Genomic DNA, 20,028 nt, shown 5'->3' on the forward strand with positions numbered 1-20,028 from the left:
TACGGTTTTTCAGGATCTCGCAATGTCCGAGCTCATCAAGGTTCGCAAGCAGCCGCAGGCTAATTGCAAAGATTGCAGCCTCTCCGGCCTCTGCCTGCCGCTTTCGTTGAACATGCAGGACATGCAATCGCTGGACGATATCGTCAAGCGCGGACGCCCCTTGAAGAAAGGCGAGACCCTGTTCCGCCAGGGTGATGCGTTCAGTTCCGTATTCGCCATCCGCTCCGGTGCTCTGCGCACCTTTAGCGTCACGGATGCCGGCGAGGAGCAGATCACCGGCTTCCACCTGCCGAGCGAGCTGGTGGGCCTGTCAGGTATGGACACCGAAACCTACCCGGTATCAGCCCAGGCGCTTGAGACCACCTCAGTATGTGAAATTCCCTTCGACCGCCTCGATGAGCTCAGCGTGCTGCTGCCACAGCTGCGCCGTCAGCTGATGCGCATCATGAGCCGCGAGATCCGCGATGATCAGCAGATGATGATGTTGCTGTCGAAAAAGACCGCCGACGAGCGGATAGCAACCTTCCTCATCAACCTGTCGGCCCGATTCAGTGCGCGCGGCTTCTCGGCTAATCAGTTCCGGCTGCCCATGTCACGTAACGAGATCGGCAACTATCTGGGTCTTGCGGTCGAAACCGTCTCGCGGGTATTCACGCGCTGCCAGGCGAGTGGCCTGCTGGAAGCCGAGGGTAAGGAGGTGCGGATCCTCGATTCCATTCGCTTGTGCGCCCTGGCGGGCGGAAACATGGACGCCTAACGGAGCTCGCATGATTTTCGACGAATTCTCGATCAAGACCTTAATCCGACCGGTTCCGGATTTTCCGAAAGCTGGCGTGATCTTCCGCGACATCACTCCGCTACTACAGTCGCCGAAAGCACTTCGCATGGTGGCTGACAGCCTGATACAGCGTTATGTCGAAAGCGGTTTCAGCCATGTCGGTGCGCTGGACGCCCGCGGTTTCATCATCGGCTCGATCATCGCCTATGAACTGAATCGACCGCTAATTCTGTTCCGCAAGAAAGGCAAGCTTCCAGCCGATGTGTTGGCCGCGTCTTATAGCACCGAGTACGGTGAGGCCTACCTCGAAGTGCACGCGGACAGCCTCTGCGAAGGCGATTCGGTATTGTTGCTGGATGATCTGATTGCCACCGGCGGTACGCTGGTCGCAGCGGCTCAACTGGTTCGCCGCATGGGCGCGCAGATTCATGAGGCCGCTGCGATTATCGACCTTCCTGAACTCGGAGGTTCACGCAAGTTGCAGGACATGGGCATTCCTACCTTCACACTGACTGCATTCGAACTGAACGAGCGCTAGAGTTGAGCGCCAGACGGGGCTCGGCCGTGCGCTGCGGAGCGCTGCTCTGCCTCCTCGCGTTCTGTTCAGCGTCTTTTGCATTCGACCGCAAAGCGCTGCTTGATGAGGCGAACCTGTTGGTGTTTCCGCGGGAGCGGCAACTGCCTGCCGTCGAACTCGTTGATGAACAAGGCCAGACTTTTACCACTGATGCATTACGTGATCGCTGGCATCTGTTGTTTTTCGGGTTCATTGCGTGCCCGGATGTCTGTCCAACAACGCTGAGCGACATGCGCCGTCTACTTAGTCAGCTACCACCCGCGGTGCGTGACCAGCTGCAAGTCGTCTTGATCACCGCGGACCCTGCACGCGACACGCCTGAGGCGCTGCGCACCTACCTGAGTTATTACCGGTCAGGCTTCAAAGGGTTGACTGGCGAACTCCCAGCGTTGCAGGAAATGTCTAAAGCCCTTGGCCTGCCTTTCGTAGCGACTGCGAACACGAAGGGCGACTACGAGGTTAGCCACAGTGGTAATCTCGCTATCGTCGCTCCCGATGGGACATTGCGCGGGCATATCCGGGCCCCTTTGAAACTGGAGGGGCTACGCAACGCCTTGCCTCAGCTAATCGAAGCTAGATGATGCGGTTTGCTGCACAAATGTCCTAGTGACAATCAAGCGTATCGGCGAGCACATATGCCTGGAACGCGACTTCGTCGATCCAGTGTTGCGTAACCTCAGCCAGCGCATCCTGCCCTTCCGGGCTGGCGACGATTTGCTCGATTCGCTGTTGCAACGCCGCATCGGCTGTCGTGACCCGCAATGTCAGTCGCGGATATTCCAGTGCTGGCAGCAATCGATCATAGCGACGCCATTCAGGCAGTTCGGCGATTTGCTGCAGTAAGACCCGCTCGCCCACAACCGCTTGGCACTCACCGAGTTTCAGCCCGATCAGCGCCTGTGCCGCGCTGGAATAGATTCGAGCGACACCACCGAAGCGGGCCGCTATCAGTTCTGCATGCGGGCTTCCTGTTGTGACGCAGAATGGCTTGCCGGCAAGGCCAGCCCAGTCGGCCGGCCCTGCTTTGCTTGCTGCCAGGGCCCCGATTTCGCTGGAATAATAAGCCGCGCCGGAACCAAGCTTACCGAAGCGAAGCTGCCCCTTTTCCGGCGCATCAAGGAGCGAAATATCGCTACCCAAGGCTTCGCCCAAACGGGCCAGCCAAGCGGCCTCGAAACCCTCTCCGAGTGACTCGGCCTCCGCTGCCTTGAGTGGACGATAAGTGTCAACCGGAACAGCCTCGAGTGTCGCAGCCTGGATGCCAACCGGCAGCATCAGCGTAAGCGCGAACCGCAACAGGCCTTTTTTCACGGGGCCCTCTCAAACGTACTGATAACGCAGCATCCGCTGCTTGAATTTCTCGAGAACAACCTGATCGATTAACGTCGCGAGGATAGCGATGACCAGAATATTCATCATTACACCGGCCATGTCGGCGATTTCGCCGGAGTAGGCAAGCGAGCGCCCCAGCCCCTGACCGAAGCCGATCAGCATTTCTGCGGAGATCAGCGCTCGCCACGCATTGCCGAAGGCAAGTTGCGCACCGGTAATCAGTTCGGGCATCACGGCAGGTAGATAGACGCGCCGCACCAGTTGCCAGCGCGATGCGCCCATTACCCGAGCAGCCGCAACCTGGACCGGCTGCACGCTTTCGGTGGCGTTCATGACCGACAACGCCATCGGGAAGAATGCTGCCAGCGCGACCACTACGATGATTGGCAGGTTACCGAAACCCATCACGATCAGAAACAGCGGCACCCAGGCAATCGACGGGATTGACTGAAGAATCACGATGGCCGAACGCAGGATCTCGCGAAAGAAGAACAGCACCCCGCCCAGCAATCCGAAGCCGATCCCAAACAGCATTGCGAAGCTGTAACCACTCCCCAGCCGGCTCATGCTGCCGTAAAGCCCTTCGCGAAACTCAGGCTCATAAACAGTGGTCAACAACCGCTCAAAAACCACGGGAATACCCGGCATCAAAAACGCAGGAAGACTCCACGCAGCGATCTGCCAGATCAGCAGAATGAACAAAATTGCCAACACCACGGCAAGGTATTTCTTCGGACCGGTCAGACGACGTCCCTGGCTCATCAGTGCCCTACCTCCGTCTTGATACCCAACAAGCGAAGGATTTCACGCCGCTCCGCAGCGAACTCGGAAAGATCGTGGCTTTTCTCGCAATGGATGAAATTGAATGTCTTCAGCACCCTGGCTGGACGTCCGCTGAACACCAGCACGTGATCGGCCAGATACAACGCTTCATCAACATCATGGGTGACCAGCAGCACGGTCGGCTGATGCTCGTCGATCAACTCACGCAGGACGTCCTGCAATGCCATACGGGTAAGCGCATCAAGCGCCCCGAAAGGCTCATCGAGCAGCAACACTTCCGGCTTGGCAATAAACGCACGCGCCAAGGCCGTGCGCTGCCGCATACCGCCCGACACCTGATGCGGATAGTAATGTTCGAAACCGTCCAGGCTGACCCGAGCGAGCCAGACCCTTGCCTGTTCGAAGGCATCGGTCTTGGCGACTCCTTGCAGTTCAAGGGCCATGGCCACATTGGCCTGTAACGAAAGCCAGGGGTACAGCGCGTGCTCCTGAAAAACCAGAGTGCGCCGGGGGCTCGGCCCTGGAATCTTCTCGCCATCGGCGAGGACTCGCCCTGCGGTAGGTTTTTCAAGTCCGGCAACCAGATGCAGTAACGTCGATTTCCCGCAACCGGACGGCCCTACCAGAGCGACCAGCTCGCCCTGGGCGAACTCGCCGCTGAAGCCCTTGATGACCTCCAGCTGGCCAAAATGCTTGTCTACTTCTTCAAACCTGAGTTGCATATCGCTTTGAAGACCTCAAAAAACTGCCCGGTCGGCGGGCTAAATGACACTGCCCGGCGCCGTGGCCGGGCAGTGTGGAACGATCTGCCGCCGCCTAGAGCTCGCGTGCTTGCTGCCAGGACAGGTCGAGAAGACTGCTGGTATCGAATGGTTTGCCATCGCGCGTCTTGAGCGAGCCGAGCTCCTGGAGGATATCGGCCAGTTCCTGGATACGCGCCAGATCATCACTGCCAAGCTTGGCGCCGAAGGTTTGAGTGGCGATGGCCTCTTCAATCACGACTTCACGGGGCAGCTCGCCACGATTGAGCGTCTTCAACGTCGGTTCGGCAATAAAATAATCGGCGATCAGCTTGGCTGCTTCTGCTGGTTGATTCTCCAGCAACTCGATTGCATCACGCTGGGCATCAAGTGATTTCCAAACCGCCTCCTTGCGCTTTTCCAGGGTTTCCCCGGCAGTAATCACCACCATGCAAGGGAATGGCCAGACCTCGCCAATCTCATAGATCTGCTTAACCGGTGCCACGAGCTGGGCGATCCGATCATAGGGTTCGAAAAGAAACGCCGCATCGGTGCGCCCTGAGACGAGGGACTGGACGGCGACGGCCGGGCTGGTGCCCATGATATTGACGTCGCTGGGTGCCAAACCGGCAGCTTTCAAGGTGACGCCACGCAATACCGCATCGGCAGTACTACCTTCCTTCTGCGACGCGAGAATCTTGCCTTTCAGGTCAGCGACCTTCTCGATGCCGGTCCCTTCGCGGGCCACGATAGAGTGATAGCCTTGCTGAGCACCGCCGACAACCTTCAGATCAGCGCCCTTGGATGCCCAGGCAACCGCGTTGGTGAAGCCCAAAACTCCGGTGTCCAACTGGCCGCCAATGATTGCCTTGATCAGATCCGTACCGGAACTGAACTCAACCAGCTCGACGTCGAGGCCGTGTTTCTTATAGAAGCCGCCCTCGTGGGCAACCATCGCCTGAGCATCATCCATCACACGGATATAGCCGACTTTGAATTTTTCCTGCGCCTGCGCAAAAGCGCTCAGCAGCAGCAGTGCGGGAACCAACCAGTGTTTTGCCTTCATTGTCGACCTCATGTAGATAGGCAGCGCCATACATATAACCAAGCGAAAGCCATTAAGTTCTTCTGGTTATTAGCGGGGTATGGCTTAGAACTTTACATGAAGTCTTGGCTGCGCGGCACTACCTAAGCGCCATAAGCATTAAACCAGAAGTTATAAGCTTACGGCCCTCGCACAACGTCTTCGACGAGTCAGAGCGTGATCGTCTTCCGACCGGCCAGTGCGTGGGCAAGCGTGCCCCCATCGACAAGATCTAGCTCTCCGCCAAGCGGCACACCGTGCGCGATGCGGCTGAGCGTTAGCCCTTTCGGAATCAACAGTTGGGCAATGTAATGCGCAGTAGCCTCGCCTTCGACAGTGGGGTTTGTGGCCAGTATCGCCTCGCTGAAACTACCCTCAGCCACTCGCCCGAGCAATTCGGGAATGCCTATGGCCTCCGGCCCCAGGCCATCAAGGGGAGAAAGGTGCCCCTTGAGCACGAAGTAGCGACCCCGGAATCCAGTCTGCTCTACGGCGAACACATCCACCGGGCTCTGCACAATACAGAGCAAGGTATCGTCCCGCCTCGGATCAGCGCACTGCGGGCAGAGTTCTTCTTCGCACAACGTGCGGCACTGACGGCAATAGCCCACCTCGTCCATTGCACGCGCAAGTGCCTGAGCCAATCTCTGCCCACCGCTGCGATCACGCTCAAGCATCTGCAAAGCCATGCGCTGGGCGGTTTTTTGCCCTACGCCTGGGAGAATGCGCAATGCATCGATGAGTTGGCGAATAAGCGGGCTGAAAGACATGGGCTCACCAGATTGAGAAGCAATGGGGGCTGTTTTTACAGAAAGCGGCGTCAAGGACCGAGCCGTGATTTCGCTTCGCTAGAGCGTCTCTCACGGCGCCGGTAGACCGCGCTGGCTAGATGCCTGGAACGGCACCCGAGCTCCATCAGAAAGGCATTTTGAAACCCGGTGGCAACTGCATACCGTCGGTCATGCCGGACATTTTTTCCTTGCTGTTCTGTTCGATCTTTCGCACTGCGTCATTTACCGCAGCGGCTATCAGGTCCTCAAGAATTTCCTTGTCTTCCTGCATCAGGCTGTCATCAAGGCTGACACGTTTGACGTCGTGCCGACCATTCATCACAACGCTCACCAAGCCAGCACCGGACTGGCCGGTCACCTCTGCGTTGGCAAGTTCCTCCTGCATTTTCTGCATCTTTTCCTGCATCTGCTGCGCCTGCTTCATCAGGCCGGCCATGCCACCTTTCATCATGGGGATTACCTCGGATCAGGGTTCGGAGTGTTCTACGGGTTCGATAGTACCGTCGCGAATGACGGCAGCGAACTGTTGCATCAACTGTTGGACCACAGGATCTGCCTGGATCGATTGCTCGGCTGCCCGCTGACGCTCGCCACGGCGCCGCGCAGCAGCCTGTGCCGGCGTTTCCTGCTGCGGTGCCTGCAACTCGATGTCCAGCTGCAAGGTACGCCCGTGGTATTGGTTCAGCGCATCGTTCAGACGCCGATGCTGAGTGGCGTTGAACAGCGCACTTTGCGTTGGGTCCAGGTGCATGAGCCAGCGGTCATCTTCCACAGCGATCAACGTGCAATTTGCTGCGATGCTACCGGTCAGGCCGCCCAGCCCCAGCTTCAGATAAATATCCAGCCACTCCGCGGCCAACCCGGTTGCCGGCTCGACTGCAAGAGTCGGCTCGGACGGTTGCGGATCGATCGCAAAATCGTCAAGCCCGCCAAGGTAGGCCTCGGCCTGGGTTTCGACTTCGAAGTAGTCTTCGTCAGTGAGCGGCGGCTCATCATCGTCCGGCTCGTTGACCTCAACCACCGCAGCGTGATGCGCTGGCTCGTCCAGAGGCTCGGTCTTTTGCTTTAGCGCCCCGCTCTCCACTGCTACTGGCGGCGTGTCAGGTGGCTCATTCCAAGGCAGGTCAACCACCGGGGGCGTGGGTTCAGCTTTTGCAGGCTCGGGCACAGCAGAATCATGCACAGCACTTAGGACTGCCACCGTTTCCAGCGATGAAACGCTCGCAGCGGGCGCAGGCGCTGCCGTCTGTTCGGCAATCACATCCGCCGGAGCGGACGCAGAGTTCGACCGGTGCGCATTTGCGGAGACTGCCGGAGTCGGCTGCGCCGAAGCCACCGGCGCCGCAACCGGATCGCGAACCGGAGCAGCCGGGACTGCTGAACCGGCCACGTTCGTTGTGCTGGAATCAGTCGTGGCCGGACTGACTCCTAATGTCTTTAGTGGCGTTCGCGGCGCACCTTCATCGTCGGCAGGCCGAAACGCGAGCATACGCAACAGAACCATCTCGAAACCGCTTCGCGGATCGGGGGCCAACGGCAGATCACGCCGGCCGATCAGGCCCATCTGGTAATAAAACTGTACATCCTCGGCAGGTAACGCCTGGGCCAGTGCCAGCACGCGATCACGATCGCCCTGACCGTTGTCCACTGCATCCGGCAACGCCTGAGCGACAGCGACGCGGTGCAGAACATTAAGCATTTCGGCAAGCACGCCTCCCCAATCGGGGCCCTGTTCTGCCAGATGACGCACCCCTTCGAGCAGCGCGCGGGCGTCGCCTTCCAGCAGCGCCTGCAGCACGCCATAGACCTGACCGTGATCCAGAGTGCCCAGCATGCTGCGAACATCGGCCACGAGCACTTTACCTTCACCAAAGGAGATCGCCTGATCGGTGAGGCTCATGGCATCACGCATCGAGCCATCTGCGGCGCGGCCGAGCAACCAGAGCGCATCTTCCTCGAACGGGACCTGCTCGACGCCGAGCACATGGGTCAGGTGCTCGACTACGCGCTCGGGCGGCATGTTCTTAAGCGAGAACTGCAGGCAGCGGGACAGGATGGTCACCGGCAGCTTCTGCGGATCGGTGGTAGCCAGCAAAAACTTGACGTGAGGCGGTGGCTCTTCAAGCGTCTTGAGCAATGCGTTGAACGAGTGCGACGAGAGCATGTGCACTTCGTCGATCAGGTAGACCTTGTAGCGCCCACGGCTGGGGGCGTACTGCACGTTATCCAGCAGCTCGCGGGTGTCTTCGACCTTGGTGCGGCTCGCGGCGTCCACTTCGATCAGGTCGACGAACCGGCCCTCATCGATTTCGCGGCAAACCGAGCATTCTCCGCAAGGCGTGGAACTGATACCCGTCTCGCAATTGAGACACTTGGCGATGATCCGCGCGATGGTGGTCTTGCCGACTCCACGGGTACCTGTGAACAGATAGGCATGGTGCAGGCGCTGGCTGTCCAGTGCGTTGATCAGAGCCTTGAGCACGTGCGTCTGGCCGACCATTTCGCGGAACGAGCGCGGACGCCATTTGCGGGCTAGAACCTGATAACTCATAACACCATCGCGGGATAAAGCAGAGGACGGGTAATGCTAGCGGAGCAGGCTGCAAATTGCATCCAGCCTGACACCGGCCTGATCGACGCTCTCGGTGATCGCCATCACTCGGTCAGCATTTCAAGGTTGCGCCCAAGGCTTGCACGATTTGCTCAAGCTGCGGTTGAGCGCCGGTGATCTCGATCTGCAAGCCGTCTATTTCACGACGCGGCGGGTACTGCTTGCGCAGCTGATCGAAGCCGACTCGGCGCTGGGCCTCGTCGCCGCTCAGATGACGGCGAAACGCGGCGTCATCACGCCGCGGGTCGTAAACCGCCCGACAGATTGTTGCCAACAGCTCAGCGGGCCCCGCGGATACGTCGAAGACCAGGCCTCGCAGCGACGTGGGTGGCATCAGCTCCGCCAGGTCGACCTTTGGCTCCAGCCCCCTGCTCGCACAAAACGCCTGATAGATTTGCGCCGTTCCGCGTAATTTCCCGTCCAGGCTATAGCCGGCGATATGCGGGGTCGCGATCCAGCACAACTCGGCCAGCTCGACATCGACCTGCGGCTCTCCCTCCCAGACATCGAGCACAGCCTGGATATCTGTCCGCCTGGCCAGCTGCGCGCGCAAGGCGGCATTGTCGACTACGGCACCACGCGCGGCATTGATCAGCCAGGCACCTGGCCGCAGCTGCTCCAGACGGGACCGGTCCAACAGGTGAAACGTCGAGTGCTCGCCTTCCAGCGTTAACGGGGTATGCAGGCTGATGACACCGCACTCGGTCAATATTTCGTCCAGCGTGACGAACTCACCCACTTCACGTGCCTGGCGCGGCGGATCACAGACACGTACATCCCAGCCCAGACCACGCAGGACCTCTACCAGCCTGCCGCCAACCTCACCGGCGCCGACTACGCCATAACGGCGATCGGCCAGCTCGACACCCTCACCTTCGGCCAGAGCCAGAAGACTGCCGAGCACATAATCAACGACGCCCCGAGCGTTGCAACCGGGTGCGCTGGCCCACCTGATTCCAGCCTCTTCGAAATAATCGAGGTCGAGGTGGTCGGTGCCGATTGTGCAGGTCCCCACGAAACGGACTGCACTCCCTTTGAGCAGCTCGCGGTCAACCCGTGTGACTGACCGAACCAGAAGCACGTCGGCCTGCTCGAGTGCGGCCCTGTTAATGCTTCTTCCTGGCATGCGGCGTATCTCGCCAAACTCAGCGAAAAAGGCGTCGACCAAGGGAATGTTTTCATCGGCAAGGATACGCATCGTCAGGCTCCGTCAGTGGTTTCCCATTCTAGACCGCGCCGAGCCGCTCTGCTGGCTTCCCGCGCGTGCCGTTGGCGGCGTAGACTAGTCGGCCTTCCTGTATACAATCCGGATAATCTGCAATGCCCACTGAGCTGAGACTCAGACGGGTTCGCGTTGAACTGCGCACCCTCTTCGCCCTCGCCCTGCCGATGATGATTGCTCAACTGGCAAACACCGCCATGGGCTTTGTCGACACCCTGATGGCCGGCCGCGTCAGCCCAGAAGACCTCGCGGCAGTAGCCTTGGGCAACTCGATCTGGGTGCCGGTATTTCTCCTTGTAACAGGTGTCATCCTGGCGACCACCCCGAATGTCGCACAGCACTTCGGCCGAGATCAGCACGAACGAATCGGACCACTGGTTCGCCAGGCGTTATGGATGGGGCTCGGCGTAGGGTCGTTTTTCGCACTGTTGATGTGGAACGCAGAACCGGTACTGCATCTGATGGAGGTCGAACCGGCCCTCATCGACCCAACCATGGCCTATTTGCGTGCAGTCGCCTGCGGCTTTCCCGCAGTGGCTCTGTATCAGGTGCTGCGTTGTTACAGCGATGGGCTTGGTCACACCCGGCCCAGCATGGTGGTCGGTATTCTCGCGCTGATGCTGAACATTCCGCTCAATTACATCTTTATCTATGGCAAGTTGGGTCTGCCCGCCATGGGCGGCGTCGGCTGTGGCTGGGCTACCGCGGTGGTCATGGTTTTCATGCTGCTGGCGATGCTGTTCTGGGTGCGTCGCGCCGAGTATTACCAGCCAAGCCAGTTGTTTAGCCATTTCGACTGGCCAAAGTGGTCGGTACTGAGCCGCTTGCTATCGGTCGGTGTACCGATTGGTGTTGCGGTGTTCGCAGAGGCCAGCATTTTTTCGGTCATCGCGCTTCTGATCGGCGGCCTCGGCGCGACCGTGGTGGCTGGGCATCAGATCGCGCTGAACTTCACCTCGCTGATCTTCATGATTCCACTGTCATTGGGCATGGCCATCACCATCCGCGTCGGCCAGGCGCTGGGACGAGGCGCACCGCGTGATGCGCGCTTCGTTGCCGGCTTGGGAGTTCTATCGAGTCTGGTCTACGCCTGTTTCTCGGCGGGTAGCATGCTGTTGTTCAGTGAGCAGATCGCACGGATTTATACGACAGACCCGGCCGTGATCGCCGTAGCTGCCAGCCTGTTTTTCTACGCCGCACTATTTCAGTTTTCGGACGTGGTTCAAGTCACCGCAGCAGGCGCATTGCGCGGCTACCAGGACACGCGCATGACGATGATATTCACGCTTTTCGCCTATTGGGGCATCGGCCTGCCGGTGGGTTACCTGCTCGGCCTTACCGATAGTTTCGGCGAACCCAGCGGGCCGGCAGGGCTCTGGCAGGGCCTGATCGCAGGCCTGAGCTGCGCCGCGTTACTGCTGACCATTCGCCTGGTGCGCAGCGCCCGTCGCGAAATTCGTCGAGGGCCAAACCAGGCGACAGCCTGACGATTACTCGGTACAGGTTGTTCAGACCTCCATGGCCAGCATGGCAGCACTCAGCAGCAGGAAGCCGCTGAATAGCAGACGCAACATCCGCTCCGGGAGCGCATGCGCCAACTTCACGCCGAGACTGATACTGATCAATCCGCCTATCGCAAGCGGCAATCCCAGCATCCAATCCACCTGGCCATGAGTAGCGTAAGTGACCAGCGTAACGGCGGTGCTTGGCGCAGCCAATGACAGTGAAAGGCCCTGCGCCACAACCTGTGATGTTCCGAATACCGCTGTGAGTATCGGCGTAGCAAGCACCGCACCTCCCACGCCAAACAAGCCGCCCAGCCCGCCGGCGCCAGCGCCCAGCACGCCTAACCACGGCCAGGGATGGCGCAATTCGGTCCCACCGGATGGCGGCCGGAAGAACACCCGTGACAATGTGTGGACAGCCAAAGCGACGAGAAAACCGACAAAGGCAATGCGCATGCGCTCAGCATCCAGCGATACGGCGAATGCGGCGCCGGCAATGGCGAAGCAGAAACTGGTAATGCCCAACGCTGCCGCATGGCGAACGTCGATGCGATTGCGTTGGTGGTAGCGCCAGATGGCGAGCAGCACGTTTGGCACAACCATGATCAAGGCGGTGCCCTGAGCGACCTGTTGATCCAGATCGAACAGCACACCCAATACCGGAATCGCTATCAGCCCTCCACCTATGCCAAACAGGCCACCCAATGCTCCCAGCGTCAAACCCAACAGCACATTCAAAACGAAGTCGACCAGGTCCATGACGCCTCCTATGAAAGCCGCAATGCTACCCAGCGTGCTCTGGTAGGCATATGCACGAGAATGCACAATGGCTTTGCGTAATCTGCAAAGCGAAGCAAATACCATGGATGCCACCGCGCTCACCGATCAATTCAAGCTTTTCCTCGATGTAATCGATACGGGCAGCTTCTCTGCGGCGGGTCGTTTGCATGCACTCGCGCCCTCGTCTGTTTCGCGACGCGTGGACGCGTTGGAGCGTTCGCTTGGTTGCCAACTTGTCAGTCGCAGCAGTCATGCGATCAAGCCAACAGCCGCCGGACAGGCGTTTGCCGAGCGCGCCAGACGCATCGTTCAGGAATTGCAGCTGGCACGGGCCGAGATGACGTCGCTACAAAGCGCACCGGAAGGCCGTATCCGTATTGATGCCCCAGCACCTTTCGGACGCAGACATCTGGCCCCGGCTCTTGCTGATTTTTTACAGGCTTACCCTGGAGTGGATATCCAGCTGCGTCTGATCGACAGTTTTGTCGATATGCAGGGAGACCATCTGGGAGAGGTCGATCTGGTGCTACGTATCGGCCCGCTTGCCGACACGCGCCTCGTTGCCACGCCACTGGCGCCGATGATGCGCATCGTTTGTGCAAGCCCTAGCTACCTGCAGCGGCGAGGCGTACCGCAAACCGTAGCGGAATTGCCGACACATGACGGGCTGGACTGGGACGCGCTGGCGCCCCCCCACGCATGGCGATTCGAGCATGAGGGCAAACGACAACTGCTAAGGCCGAAGCGTCTGCGTATGGTGACGAACAACGCAGAGGCGTTGCTTACCGCTACGCTGGCGGGACTGGGTATCGCCCATCTGCCAACCTGGTTGATCAGCGACCAGTTACTGCGTGGCGATCTGCTGCCGCTGTTCTGTGAGCATGGTCTGCCAGACCCTGAACCTAGCGGGATTTATGCCTTGCGCCTCACCCGGGAAGCCGATTCACGCAGTCGATTATTGCTGGAGTTCTTGAAGGGTCGCTTCGGCCCGGTCCCGCCATGGGACCAGGCACTGCAAAGCGGACTTGCCTTTGCTTGACGCATCTACGTCAGACAGCGCACCCAGAAAGCTCCTGGGTCACGCCCCATCCATCCAGTACACCACCTAGCGGCTCGACCAGGTTCTCCAGGTCCTGCTCGAAGTCGCCGATGCCATCGAACGTGGCGTACATGACTTTGCTGACCTGGAGATCCCAGGCGCCATCGTCGCGGGGTGCTATTTGTGTGTTGACGCACTCGCCACGGAAATTACTGGCCGCGGCACTGGCACGTTCACGGTCGGGAAATACAGCGTAGAACTCGATTGGATGAACGCGGGCAAAGTCGAAACCGCCCTCCTTCATCCTCAGAAGTACATTGCTGCTTACATCCTCATGGAAGGTGGCACTCATAAAACAACCTCCTCTCACTCATGGATGACGATTCAGGAATGGAAAGCCCTTGTCTACCTCGTTGCGCAACGACCGGACAGCGCCGGTCGGGAGTTGCCTGATTGATCGGGAAGAGAAATCGTGCAGAGTTTCCAATAGGCCTCGGCAACGGCTGGGAGTTCGATCAAGCGATTGACGGCCCAGCGGCCTATGCCACCAAGCGACCACCGTGACATAGACTGCCACTGGAACATACGACGTATAAACCGCCTCCGCAACGGGAGACTGAAACCGCACGATCGCGGCTGGCCTGAACGGAGCCAATCAGGGCGCTGAAAAAACCTGTTGCAGCGCCCTGATTGATTCAGCCGTTGCTGGGCTTGCTGATAGCCTGCAACACGTACTGTGGCAGCGCAAACGCGCCAATATGAATGTGCGGGTTGTAATAACGGGTCACGATTCCACTGCCAGCGAAACGCTGACACAGGGTTTCCAGCGACAGCTTGCGGCTATCGGCATCGCAGGCACCCCAGGCGAACGTCATGGCGCCACCGATATAGGCCGGTACCGCAGCCTGGTAGAAATGCCAGTCAGGAAACAGACCCGCCATCCGCTTGGCGGTGGTCTGCACCTCAGCCAACTGCATGAATGGAGTGCCGTTCTGCGTGACAAGAATGCCACCCTCGTTGAGGCAGCGACGGCACGCCTGATAGAAGCTTTCCGAGAACAGGGCCTCGCCTTGCCCAACGGGATCGGTCGAGTCGGAGATGATCACGTCGAACTTCTCGTCGGTGGTCGCCACGAAGCGCATGCCGTCATCGATGACCAGATTCAACCGGGAATCATCGAACGCTCCCTTGGAATGCTCCGGCAAAAACTCCTTGCACACGTCCACCAGAGCGCCGTCGAATTCGACCATGGTGATACTCTCGACATCCCGGTGCTTGGCCACCTCACGCAGCATGCCGCCGTCCCCACCGCCGATAATCAGCACCCGCCGCGCCAGGCCATGACCCAGGATCGGTACGTGCGCGAGCATCTCGTGATAGATGAATTCGTCTGCCTCGGTGGTCTGGATGACTCCATCGAGTGCCATCACACGGCCCATACGGGCGTTCTCGAAGATAACCAGATGCTGATGCTCGGTGCGCACGTCGTGCAGCATCTTGTCGATACTGAAGCGCTGGCCGTATCCCTCGTAGAGAGTTTCCTGAAAGTCGCTCATGGGTGTCTCCCGGATGGATGGCTTAACAGACAGGCCTCGCAGACGGCCCAGTGACAAAGAGGCGCATTCTACTTTGGTCTTATGGCAGGTGGAACATATCGCTTTCAAAGCGCGTTTGGTGAAGACAGCCCCATCAGTGTTGGCTATTGTCTAACAATGATCTCAATCCATCTTCGCTACATCGCTCCATGGAGCTGGTCCCAGTTTCATCAACACTTTGAATTGCGCCTGCTCCCCGGCGTCGAGGCGTTGGAACCCGAGCGTTACAGCCGCACCGTGCGCATCGGTGCTGATGTCGGATGGATCAGCATACGACCGCTGTCGGCACAACCTGCTCTTGAGCTCAGCATCAGCGATTCGATGGCGAAACACGCCGCGGCATTGGCGGTGCGTGTTCGAAAGATGTTTGATCTTGATAGCGACCCAGTAGCCATAACGCGGCATTTTGCAGCCGACCCACAGCTCGGACCACAGGTCGCTGCCAACCCAGGATTGCGCTTGCCCAGCGCCTTCGATCCGTTCGAGCAAGCCGTGCGAGCGATCGTCGGCCAACAGGTTTCCGTAAAGGCAGCTGTGACCATTACCCGACGCCTGGTCGAGCGGCTTGGCGAAGAATGGCCTTGCCTGACTGCCGATCGAAATGACGCGTTGACCAAGCTGTTTCCCAGCCCACAAACGCTAGCCAACGCGGCCCTGGAAAACATCGGCATGCCCGGCAAGCGGGTGGCGGCACTGCAACAATTGTCCGCTGCGGTGGCTAACGGTGCGCTTGAGTTACGTGTCGACGACGGAGCAAACGCACTGGTCAGCCGACTATGCCTTCTTCCTGGTATTGGCCCATGGACGGCTGAATACATTGCACTGCGCGGATTCGGGGAGAAAGACGCCTTTCCAGCCGCAGACCTTGGCCTATTGAAATCGCCCGTATGGGGAAGCGCTGGAATCACCGCCAAAGAGTTGCTCGCCCGGTCACAAGCCTGGCGACCCTTACGGGCCTACGCCGCTGTGCATATTTGGGAGGGTTATACGGCTGTCTATGGACAGGCTAAGCCAATGAAGCCTCGCCAGTAACTGACACAGGGCGCTGATCGGTGATCGTGGGCCAAAGCCTTAGGAACTCCACGTACCATCGACCGCAAGCGGTAAATTCGACCGCAACGCGCATTTACAACCTGACTTTGGCGAAATGTCCGGCGGCAACGAACCACATGATCAGCCCGACGACTGGCAACAGTACGACGACAAGACTCCAGATGATCTTGCGTCCGGCTTCGATACGACTTCGCCAGATCTGCACAATGGCTACCACGTCGGCTACCAACACGGTCAATGCCAGCAGCGTACTCCAGGCTTCCACGCGTCAGGGCCTCAGATTGCGCTCATCCGGCCGGTTACCACGCGGCCCCATGATGCCCCAGATAATCAGGCCCAATACTGGCAGGATGACGATCAACAGCACCCACATTGCCTTTTTGCCAGTACTGCTGTCGCTACGCACCACACTGACGATGGCCCAGATATCCAGTGCCAGGATAAGCAGGCCGAAAATACCGCCGAAGGCATCGGTCATGGGTGATTCCTCATTACGATGGGTTCGCAATTTGGATGCCGGGCAGGCTTGAAGGTTCAGGCTTGCCGGCGGCAGCGGACTGCACGGACAACCGTCGTAAAGAACCGCACACTGCCCCGGAGACGCCTACGACCCGTGCGGGAGAAAAAGCGGGAGGCCTATTTCCAGTAGCTGTTCGCTGCCGCAACGGTCTGGAAGTGGATGGCAACCACTTCAGAAGCGTGCATCAATGCCTCACCGTTCTGTGCGTATTTCGCACGCTCGCGAAACAGCACCTCCTTGTCTGGCTGGGTACTTTTGACACCCATTCTGGAAAGCTTGACAGCCAGCTCGAAGCCTTCCTGCGGTGTTTCAGTAATCAGGTTCGGCAACCAGCGCTCAGGCGCCTTGTCCTGAGCCTGAAGTGAAAGGGGCAAGCCCAGAACAAGAACAGCAATACCGATTGCAGTTGTGCATTTAATAGTCATTGTTTCTCCAATTTCCCAGTCGGGCGTAAGCAGCTTTAGTGATTACGGACTGCCAGCATCTGCTGCAGTCGAAGCATTAATGACCCATAGCGAAAGCGTGCGCAATACACCTTTGGAACGATAACGCTGGTTCAATCGTCCAGGCGCGGAAAGCGGCTCGCAATATCGTCGCCGGTATACTGCGGGACACGGGCTTGTGGGTTATTGAACAAGCAAATGGCGATCAGGTGCGGACATTCACCCTTGTCGAACCAATGACGAACGCCCGCAGGTATCAGGATCAGGTCACCCTTCTCGCACAGTACGGCATAGACCTTGTCCTCAACATGCAGGTTGAACAGCCCGTATCCGGCAACGAAAAGATGTACCTGATCGCCAGGCAGGGCGCACTCTTCCAGCTCTTGCACGTGCGGCTTGGTCAGCCTGGATTGGTCGCGGGTCAAACTGAGCACATCCATGCTGGCATAACCGCGCTCGTTCATCAGTCGGTCGATCTGCGGCATATAAGCAGCGATCAACGCTTCATCACTGGCATTCGGAGCGATGACGCTACTGGCCTGCCAGCGCTCCAGATGCATCCCCGCCTCGGCCAGCGTGACGGCGATATCCTCGTGATGCGTGAGCACCTTCAAGGGTTGTTCGGGCGTGCTTTGGTGATAGACGCTGAGGATGCTCATAGTGCTGTCTCCCGGCCGGGCGATAAGTGACCCGGCGTCTGATCGATGATTCGGCAGCAGAGTGGCAGCCGCTGGCAGTCATTCCCGACTCCCCTGCACAGGAATGGCGATGATAACGGCTGCAACCAGCGCGGCCAGGCTAGCGATAGCAAAGGTCCAAAGGGGGCCGAGACTGGCCCAGCTGTAACCGGAATACAGCGCACCCAGCGCACCGCCGACCCCTGCAAGGGTCGCGTAAAGTGCTTGCCCCTGCCCCTGCTGGCGATGACCGAAGCTGCGCTGGACGAAATGAATGGCCGCCGCGTGGAAACTGCCGAAGGTTGCCGCGTGCATCAGCTGCGCAATCAGCAGCACCTCCAGATGATCGGCCAGCGTACCCAGCAGCAACCAGCGTAGCGCAGCCAGCATGAAGCTCGCGGCGAGAACCTGGCGCAACGAAAAGCGCGCCAACAGCCGCGCCATCACCAGAAAGATCAGGATTTCTGCCACAACGCCTAGCGCCCAAAGCAGGCCGATAGTGCCTCGGCCATAGCCGAGCGCTTCGAGATGAATGGAGAAAAAAGTGTAGTAAGGGCCATGGCTCACCTGCATTAGGCCGACGCATACGAAAAACGCTAATACACCCGGACGGCAAAGCTGGCGAAAAAAGCCACCCTGCCCGTCCAGCTCAGGGTGCTCCGCCGGCACTGCATTGGGCACCCAGGCGCTGCTAATCACGATCCCGATCATGATTGTCAGAACCGCTATGGGGAAAATGACGAGACTCAGATGTTCGAACAGCGCGCCAAGCCCCACCACAGCGGCGATAAAACCGATGCTACCCCACAGGCGGATCTGGCTGTAGCGAGCAGTTTGCGCCCCCAAGTGGGCCAGAGTGATCACCTCGAACTGCGGTAACACCGCATGCCAGAAGAACGCATGCAGCGCCATCACCAGGGCGAGCCACGCGTAACTCTTGCTGTAGAAGATCAAGCCGAACGAAATCAACGTACAGACCGCACCAACACGGACAATCGTCAGGCGCCTGCCCGTAACATCGCCCAGCCAGCCCCATAGATTCGGTGCCAGACAACGCATCAGCATGGGAATGGCGACCAGCTCGCCTATGCGCTCGGCAGTAAAGCCAAGGTAGTCGAAATAGAGGCCGAGAAACGGCGCCGCCGAACCGAGCAGCGCAAAGTAGAAGAAATAGAAACCGGACAGACGCCAATAGGGAATGGTAGCCGCCATAAGTTAGAAGCCAGGTGCTGGAAGCGACTTGATGCAGGAACGGGCGCTTCGCTCGGCTTCCAGATCCTGGCGTCCAGCAGCAGACTTAGAGCTGCCCCAACACCGGCGTACGCGCCAGCACATCGGCATTCTGCCCGCGATGGCGCAGCAGATGATCCAGCAAAACGATGGCCATCATCGCTTCGGCGATCGGCGTGGCTCGGATACCTACGCATGGATCGTGGCGACCCTTGGTGATGACCTCAACCGGATTGCCGTCAACATCAATGGAGCGGCCGGGAGTAGTAATGCTCGACGTAGGTTTGAGCGCCAGATGCGCGATGACCGGCTGGCCGGAAGAAACGCCGCCCAGGACGCCGCCTGCATTGTTCGACAGGAAGCCGTCTGGCGTCATCTCGTCACGGTGCTCGGTACCGCGCTGGGCGATGCTGGCGAAGCCGGCACCGATTTCTACGCCCTTCACTGCGTTGATGCTCATCAGCGCATGTGCCAGTTCAGCATCGAGACGGTCGAAAATCGGCTCCCCAAGTCCCGGCGGAACACCTTCGGCGACCACACTGACCTTCGCGCCAACCGAATCCTGATCACGACGCAACTGGTCCATGTACGCTTCGAGCTCGGGGACCTTATCCGGGTCTGGACTGAAAAAAGCGTTCTGCTCGACGCTGTCCCAGGTTTTGAACGGGATTTCGATCGGGCCCAGCTGACTCATGTAGCCGCGCACCTGAATGCCCAGTGTCGCCAGGTATTTCTTGGCGATGGCACCGGCTGCGACGCGCATGGCCGTTTCGCGGGCTGAGCTGCGACCACCTCCACGATAATCACGCAGGCCATATTTATGGTGATAGCTGTAGTCGGCATGAGCGGGACGGAACTGGTCTTTAATTGCCGAATAATCCTTGGATTTCTGATCGGTGTTGCGGATCAGCAAACCAATCGGGCAACCGGTGGTGCGTCCTTCGAACACGCCAGAAAGAATCTCGACCTCGTCGGCTTCCTGGCGCTGGGTGGTATGCCGGCTGGTGCCGGGCTTGCGTCGATCAAGGTCGCGCTGCAGATCGGCGACGCTCAGCTCCAGGCCCGGCGGGCAGCCGTCGACGATCGCGACCAGTGCCGGCCCATGGCTTTCGCCAGCCGTGGTGACGGTGAACAGCTTGCCGTATGTATTGCCGGACATGCAGGGCGCTCCGCGATCAACCTAAAGAGGGGGCGGAAGTATACCCGAGCCGCTGCAGGTTTCGCTGCCTGAGGAGGCGGCGCATACTGCCACCCTCGCTCGCTCGTCG

23 protein-coding genes are annotated in these 20,028 nt (G+C 59.1%); 6 read left to right on the forward strand and 17 right to left on the reverse strand.

The genetic code is table 11. The annotated features are described in order from the left end of the window. Positions 1 to 22 precede the first annotated feature (22 nt). The 3 genes from fnr to BUE09_RS07540 are packed head-to-tail and all read left to right on the forward strand — an operon-like array spanning position 23 to position 1,936. A complete protein-coding gene (gene fnr, locus BUE09_RS07530) occupies positions 23 to 757 on the forward strand; it encodes a fumarate/nitrate reduction transcriptional regulator Fnr (protein ID WP_019339300.1) in 735 nt (244 codons plus the stop codon). A gap of 10 nt (positions 758 to 767) precedes the next feature. Further along, positions 768 to 1,316, forward strand: coding sequence for an adenine phosphoribosyltransferase (locus BUE09_RS07535; protein ID WP_019339301.1), 549 nt, complete (start codon positions 768 to 770; stop codon positions 1,314 to 1,316). 2 nt (positions 1,317 to 1,318) lie between these two features. Then, positions 1,319 to 1,936 (forward strand): SCO family protein, encoded by a 618-nt coding sequence (locus tag BUE09_RS07540; RefSeq protein ID WP_073300141.1) that lies wholly within the window; start codon positions 1,319 to 1,321, stop codon positions 1,934 to 1,936. A gap of 22 nt (positions 1,937 to 1,958) precedes the next feature. Here BUE09_RS07540 and BUE09_RS07545 read toward each other — a convergent pair whose 3' ends face one another. The 8 genes from BUE09_RS07545 to pdxB all read right to left on the reverse strand — a co-directional run bounded on the left by BUE09_RS07545 (position 1,959) and on the right by pdxB (position 9,894). Next, entirely contained in the window at positions 1,959 to 2,666 is a 708-nt protein-coding gene (locus BUE09_RS07545; RefSeq protein WP_083380726.1) for a type 2 periplasmic-binding domain-containing protein, read from the reverse strand. 9 nt (positions 2,667 to 2,675) lie between these two features. Next, complete coding sequence (locus BUE09_RS07550; protein WP_073300143.1) at positions 2,676 to 3,449, reverse strand: ABC transporter permease; 774 nt, start codon at positions 3,447 to 3,449, stop codon at positions 2,676 to 2,678. After that, on the reverse strand, positions 3,449 to 4,192 hold the full coding sequence (locus tag BUE09_RS07555) for an ABC transporter ATP-binding protein (protein ID WP_073300145.1): 744 nt from the start codon (positions 4,190 to 4,192) through the stop codon (positions 3,449 to 3,451). The genes BUE09_RS07550 and BUE09_RS07555 overlap by 1 nt, the downstream gene beginning before the upstream one ends. Before the next feature lie 94 nt (positions 4,193 to 4,286). Continuing rightward, entirely contained in the window at positions 4,287 to 5,276 is a 990-nt protein-coding gene (locus BUE09_RS07560) for an ABC transporter substrate-binding protein (RefSeq protein WP_073300147.1), read from the reverse strand. 188 nt (positions 5,277 to 5,464) lie between these two features. Further along, positions 5,465 to 6,064, reverse strand: a complete 600-nt coding sequence (recR, locus tag BUE09_RS07565) for a recombination mediator RecR (protein WP_073300149.1) — start codon at positions 6,062 to 6,064, stop codon at positions 5,465 to 5,467. Positions 6,065 to 6,209: 145 nt separating this feature from the next. Continuing rightward, positions 6,210 to 6,536, reverse strand: coding sequence for a YbaB/EbfC family nucleoid-associated protein (locus BUE09_RS07570; RefSeq protein WP_019339308.1), 327 nt, complete (start codon positions 6,534 to 6,536; stop codon positions 6,210 to 6,212). Positions 6,537 to 6,551: 15 nt separating this feature from the next. Beyond that, positions 6,552 to 8,636 (reverse strand): DNA polymerase III subunit gamma/tau, encoded by a 2,085-nt coding sequence (gene dnaX / locus BUE09_RS07575; RefSeq protein ID WP_073300151.1) that lies wholly within the window; start codon positions 8,634 to 8,636, stop codon positions 6,552 to 6,554. A gap of 112 nt (positions 8,637 to 8,748) precedes the next feature. After that, on the reverse strand, positions 8,749 to 9,894 hold the full coding sequence (gene pdxB / locus BUE09_RS07580) for a 4-phosphoerythronate dehydrogenase PdxB (RefSeq protein WP_073300153.1): 1,146 nt from the start codon (positions 9,892 to 9,894) through the stop codon (positions 8,749 to 8,751). Between the two features lie 122 nt (positions 9,895 to 10,016). Here pdxB and BUE09_RS07585 point away from each other — a divergent pair, with 122 nt between their 5' ends. After that, a complete protein-coding gene (locus BUE09_RS07585) occupies positions 10,017 to 11,405 on the forward strand; it encodes an MATE family efflux transporter (RefSeq protein WP_073300154.1) in 1,389 nt (462 codons plus the stop codon). Positions 11,406 to 11,426: 21 nt separating this feature from the next. Here the strand turns inward: BUE09_RS07585 and BUE09_RS07590 are convergent, their stop codons facing one another. Next, complete coding sequence (locus BUE09_RS07590) at positions 11,427 to 12,182, reverse strand: sulfite exporter TauE/SafE family protein (protein WP_073300155.1); 756 nt, start codon at positions 12,180 to 12,182, stop codon at positions 11,427 to 11,429. 103 nt (positions 12,183 to 12,285) lie between these two features. Between BUE09_RS07590 and BUE09_RS07595 the strand changes: the two genes are divergently transcribed. Then, positions 12,286 to 13,242, forward strand: coding sequence for a LysR family transcriptional regulator (locus BUE09_RS07595; RefSeq protein WP_073300338.1), 957 nt, complete (start codon positions 12,286 to 12,288; stop codon positions 13,240 to 13,242). Positions 13,243 to 13,252: 10 nt separating this feature from the next. Here the strand turns inward: BUE09_RS07595 and BUE09_RS07600 are convergent, their stop codons facing one another. Beyond that, on the reverse strand, positions 13,253 to 13,594 hold the full coding sequence (locus BUE09_RS07600) for a ribonuclease E inhibitor RraB (protein ID WP_019339314.1): 342 nt from the start codon (positions 13,592 to 13,594) through the stop codon (positions 13,253 to 13,255). Positions 13,595 to 13,937: 343 nt separating this feature from the next. Beyond that, the gene (gene speE / locus BUE09_RS07605; RefSeq protein WP_073300156.1) at positions 13,938 to 14,798 is read right to left on the reverse strand and encodes a polyamine aminopropyltransferase; all 861 of its coding nucleotides are present in this window, start codon (positions 14,796 to 14,798) and stop codon (positions 13,938 to 13,940) included. 156 nt (positions 14,799 to 14,954) lie between these two features. Here speE and BUE09_RS07610 point away from each other — a divergent pair, with 156 nt between their 5' ends. After that, entirely contained in the window at positions 14,955 to 15,869 is a 915-nt protein-coding gene (locus tag BUE09_RS07610) for a DNA-3-methyladenine glycosylase family protein (protein WP_073300340.1), read from the forward strand. Between the two features lie 94 nt (positions 15,870 to 15,963). Here the strand turns inward: BUE09_RS07610 and BUE09_RS07615 are convergent, their stop codons facing one another. The 6 genes from BUE09_RS07615 to aroC all read right to left on the reverse strand — a co-directional run bounded on the left by BUE09_RS07615 (position 15,964) and on the right by aroC (position 19,919). Next, positions 15,964 to 16,155 (reverse strand): PLDc N-terminal domain-containing protein, encoded by a 192-nt coding sequence (locus BUE09_RS07615; protein WP_073300158.1) that lies wholly within the window; start codon positions 16,153 to 16,155, stop codon positions 15,964 to 15,966. Between the two features lie 3 nt (positions 16,156 to 16,158). Then, entirely contained in the window at positions 16,159 to 16,368 is a 210-nt protein-coding gene (locus BUE09_RS07620) for a PLD nuclease N-terminal domain-containing protein (RefSeq protein ID WP_019339318.1), read from the reverse strand. 158 nt (positions 16,369 to 16,526) lie between these two features. Further along, positions 16,527 to 16,835, reverse strand: a complete 309-nt coding sequence (locus BUE09_RS07625) for a hexameric tyrosine-coordinated heme protein (protein ID WP_083380724.1) — start codon at positions 16,833 to 16,835, stop codon at positions 16,527 to 16,529. Positions 16,836 to 16,966: 131 nt separating this feature from the next. Continuing rightward, positions 16,967 to 17,512 carry an acireductone dioxygenase gene (locus tag BUE09_RS07630; RefSeq protein ID WP_073300160.1) on the reverse strand — a complete coding sequence of 182 codons (546 nt, stop codon included), beginning with the start codon at positions 17,510 to 17,512 and terminating at the stop codon, positions 16,967 to 16,969. A 78-nt stretch (positions 17,513 to 17,590) separates the two neighbouring features. Continuing rightward, positions 17,591 to 18,742, reverse strand: a complete 1,152-nt coding sequence (locus BUE09_RS07635) for an MFS transporter (RefSeq protein WP_073300162.1) — start codon at positions 18,740 to 18,742, stop codon at positions 17,591 to 17,593. An 85-nt stretch (positions 18,743 to 18,827) separates the two neighbouring features. Further along, positions 18,828 to 19,919, reverse strand: a complete 1,092-nt coding sequence (aroC, locus tag BUE09_RS07640) for a chorismate synthase (protein ID WP_073300164.1) — start codon at positions 19,917 to 19,919, stop codon at positions 18,828 to 18,830. Positions 19,920 to 20,028: the final 109 nt, after the last annotated feature.

This window comes from Stutzerimonas xanthomarina DSM 18231 (assembly GCF_900129835.1).
GTDB classification, from domain to species: Bacteria; Pseudomonadota; Gammaproteobacteria; order Pseudomonadales; family Pseudomonadaceae; genus Stutzerimonas; species Stutzerimonas xanthomarina.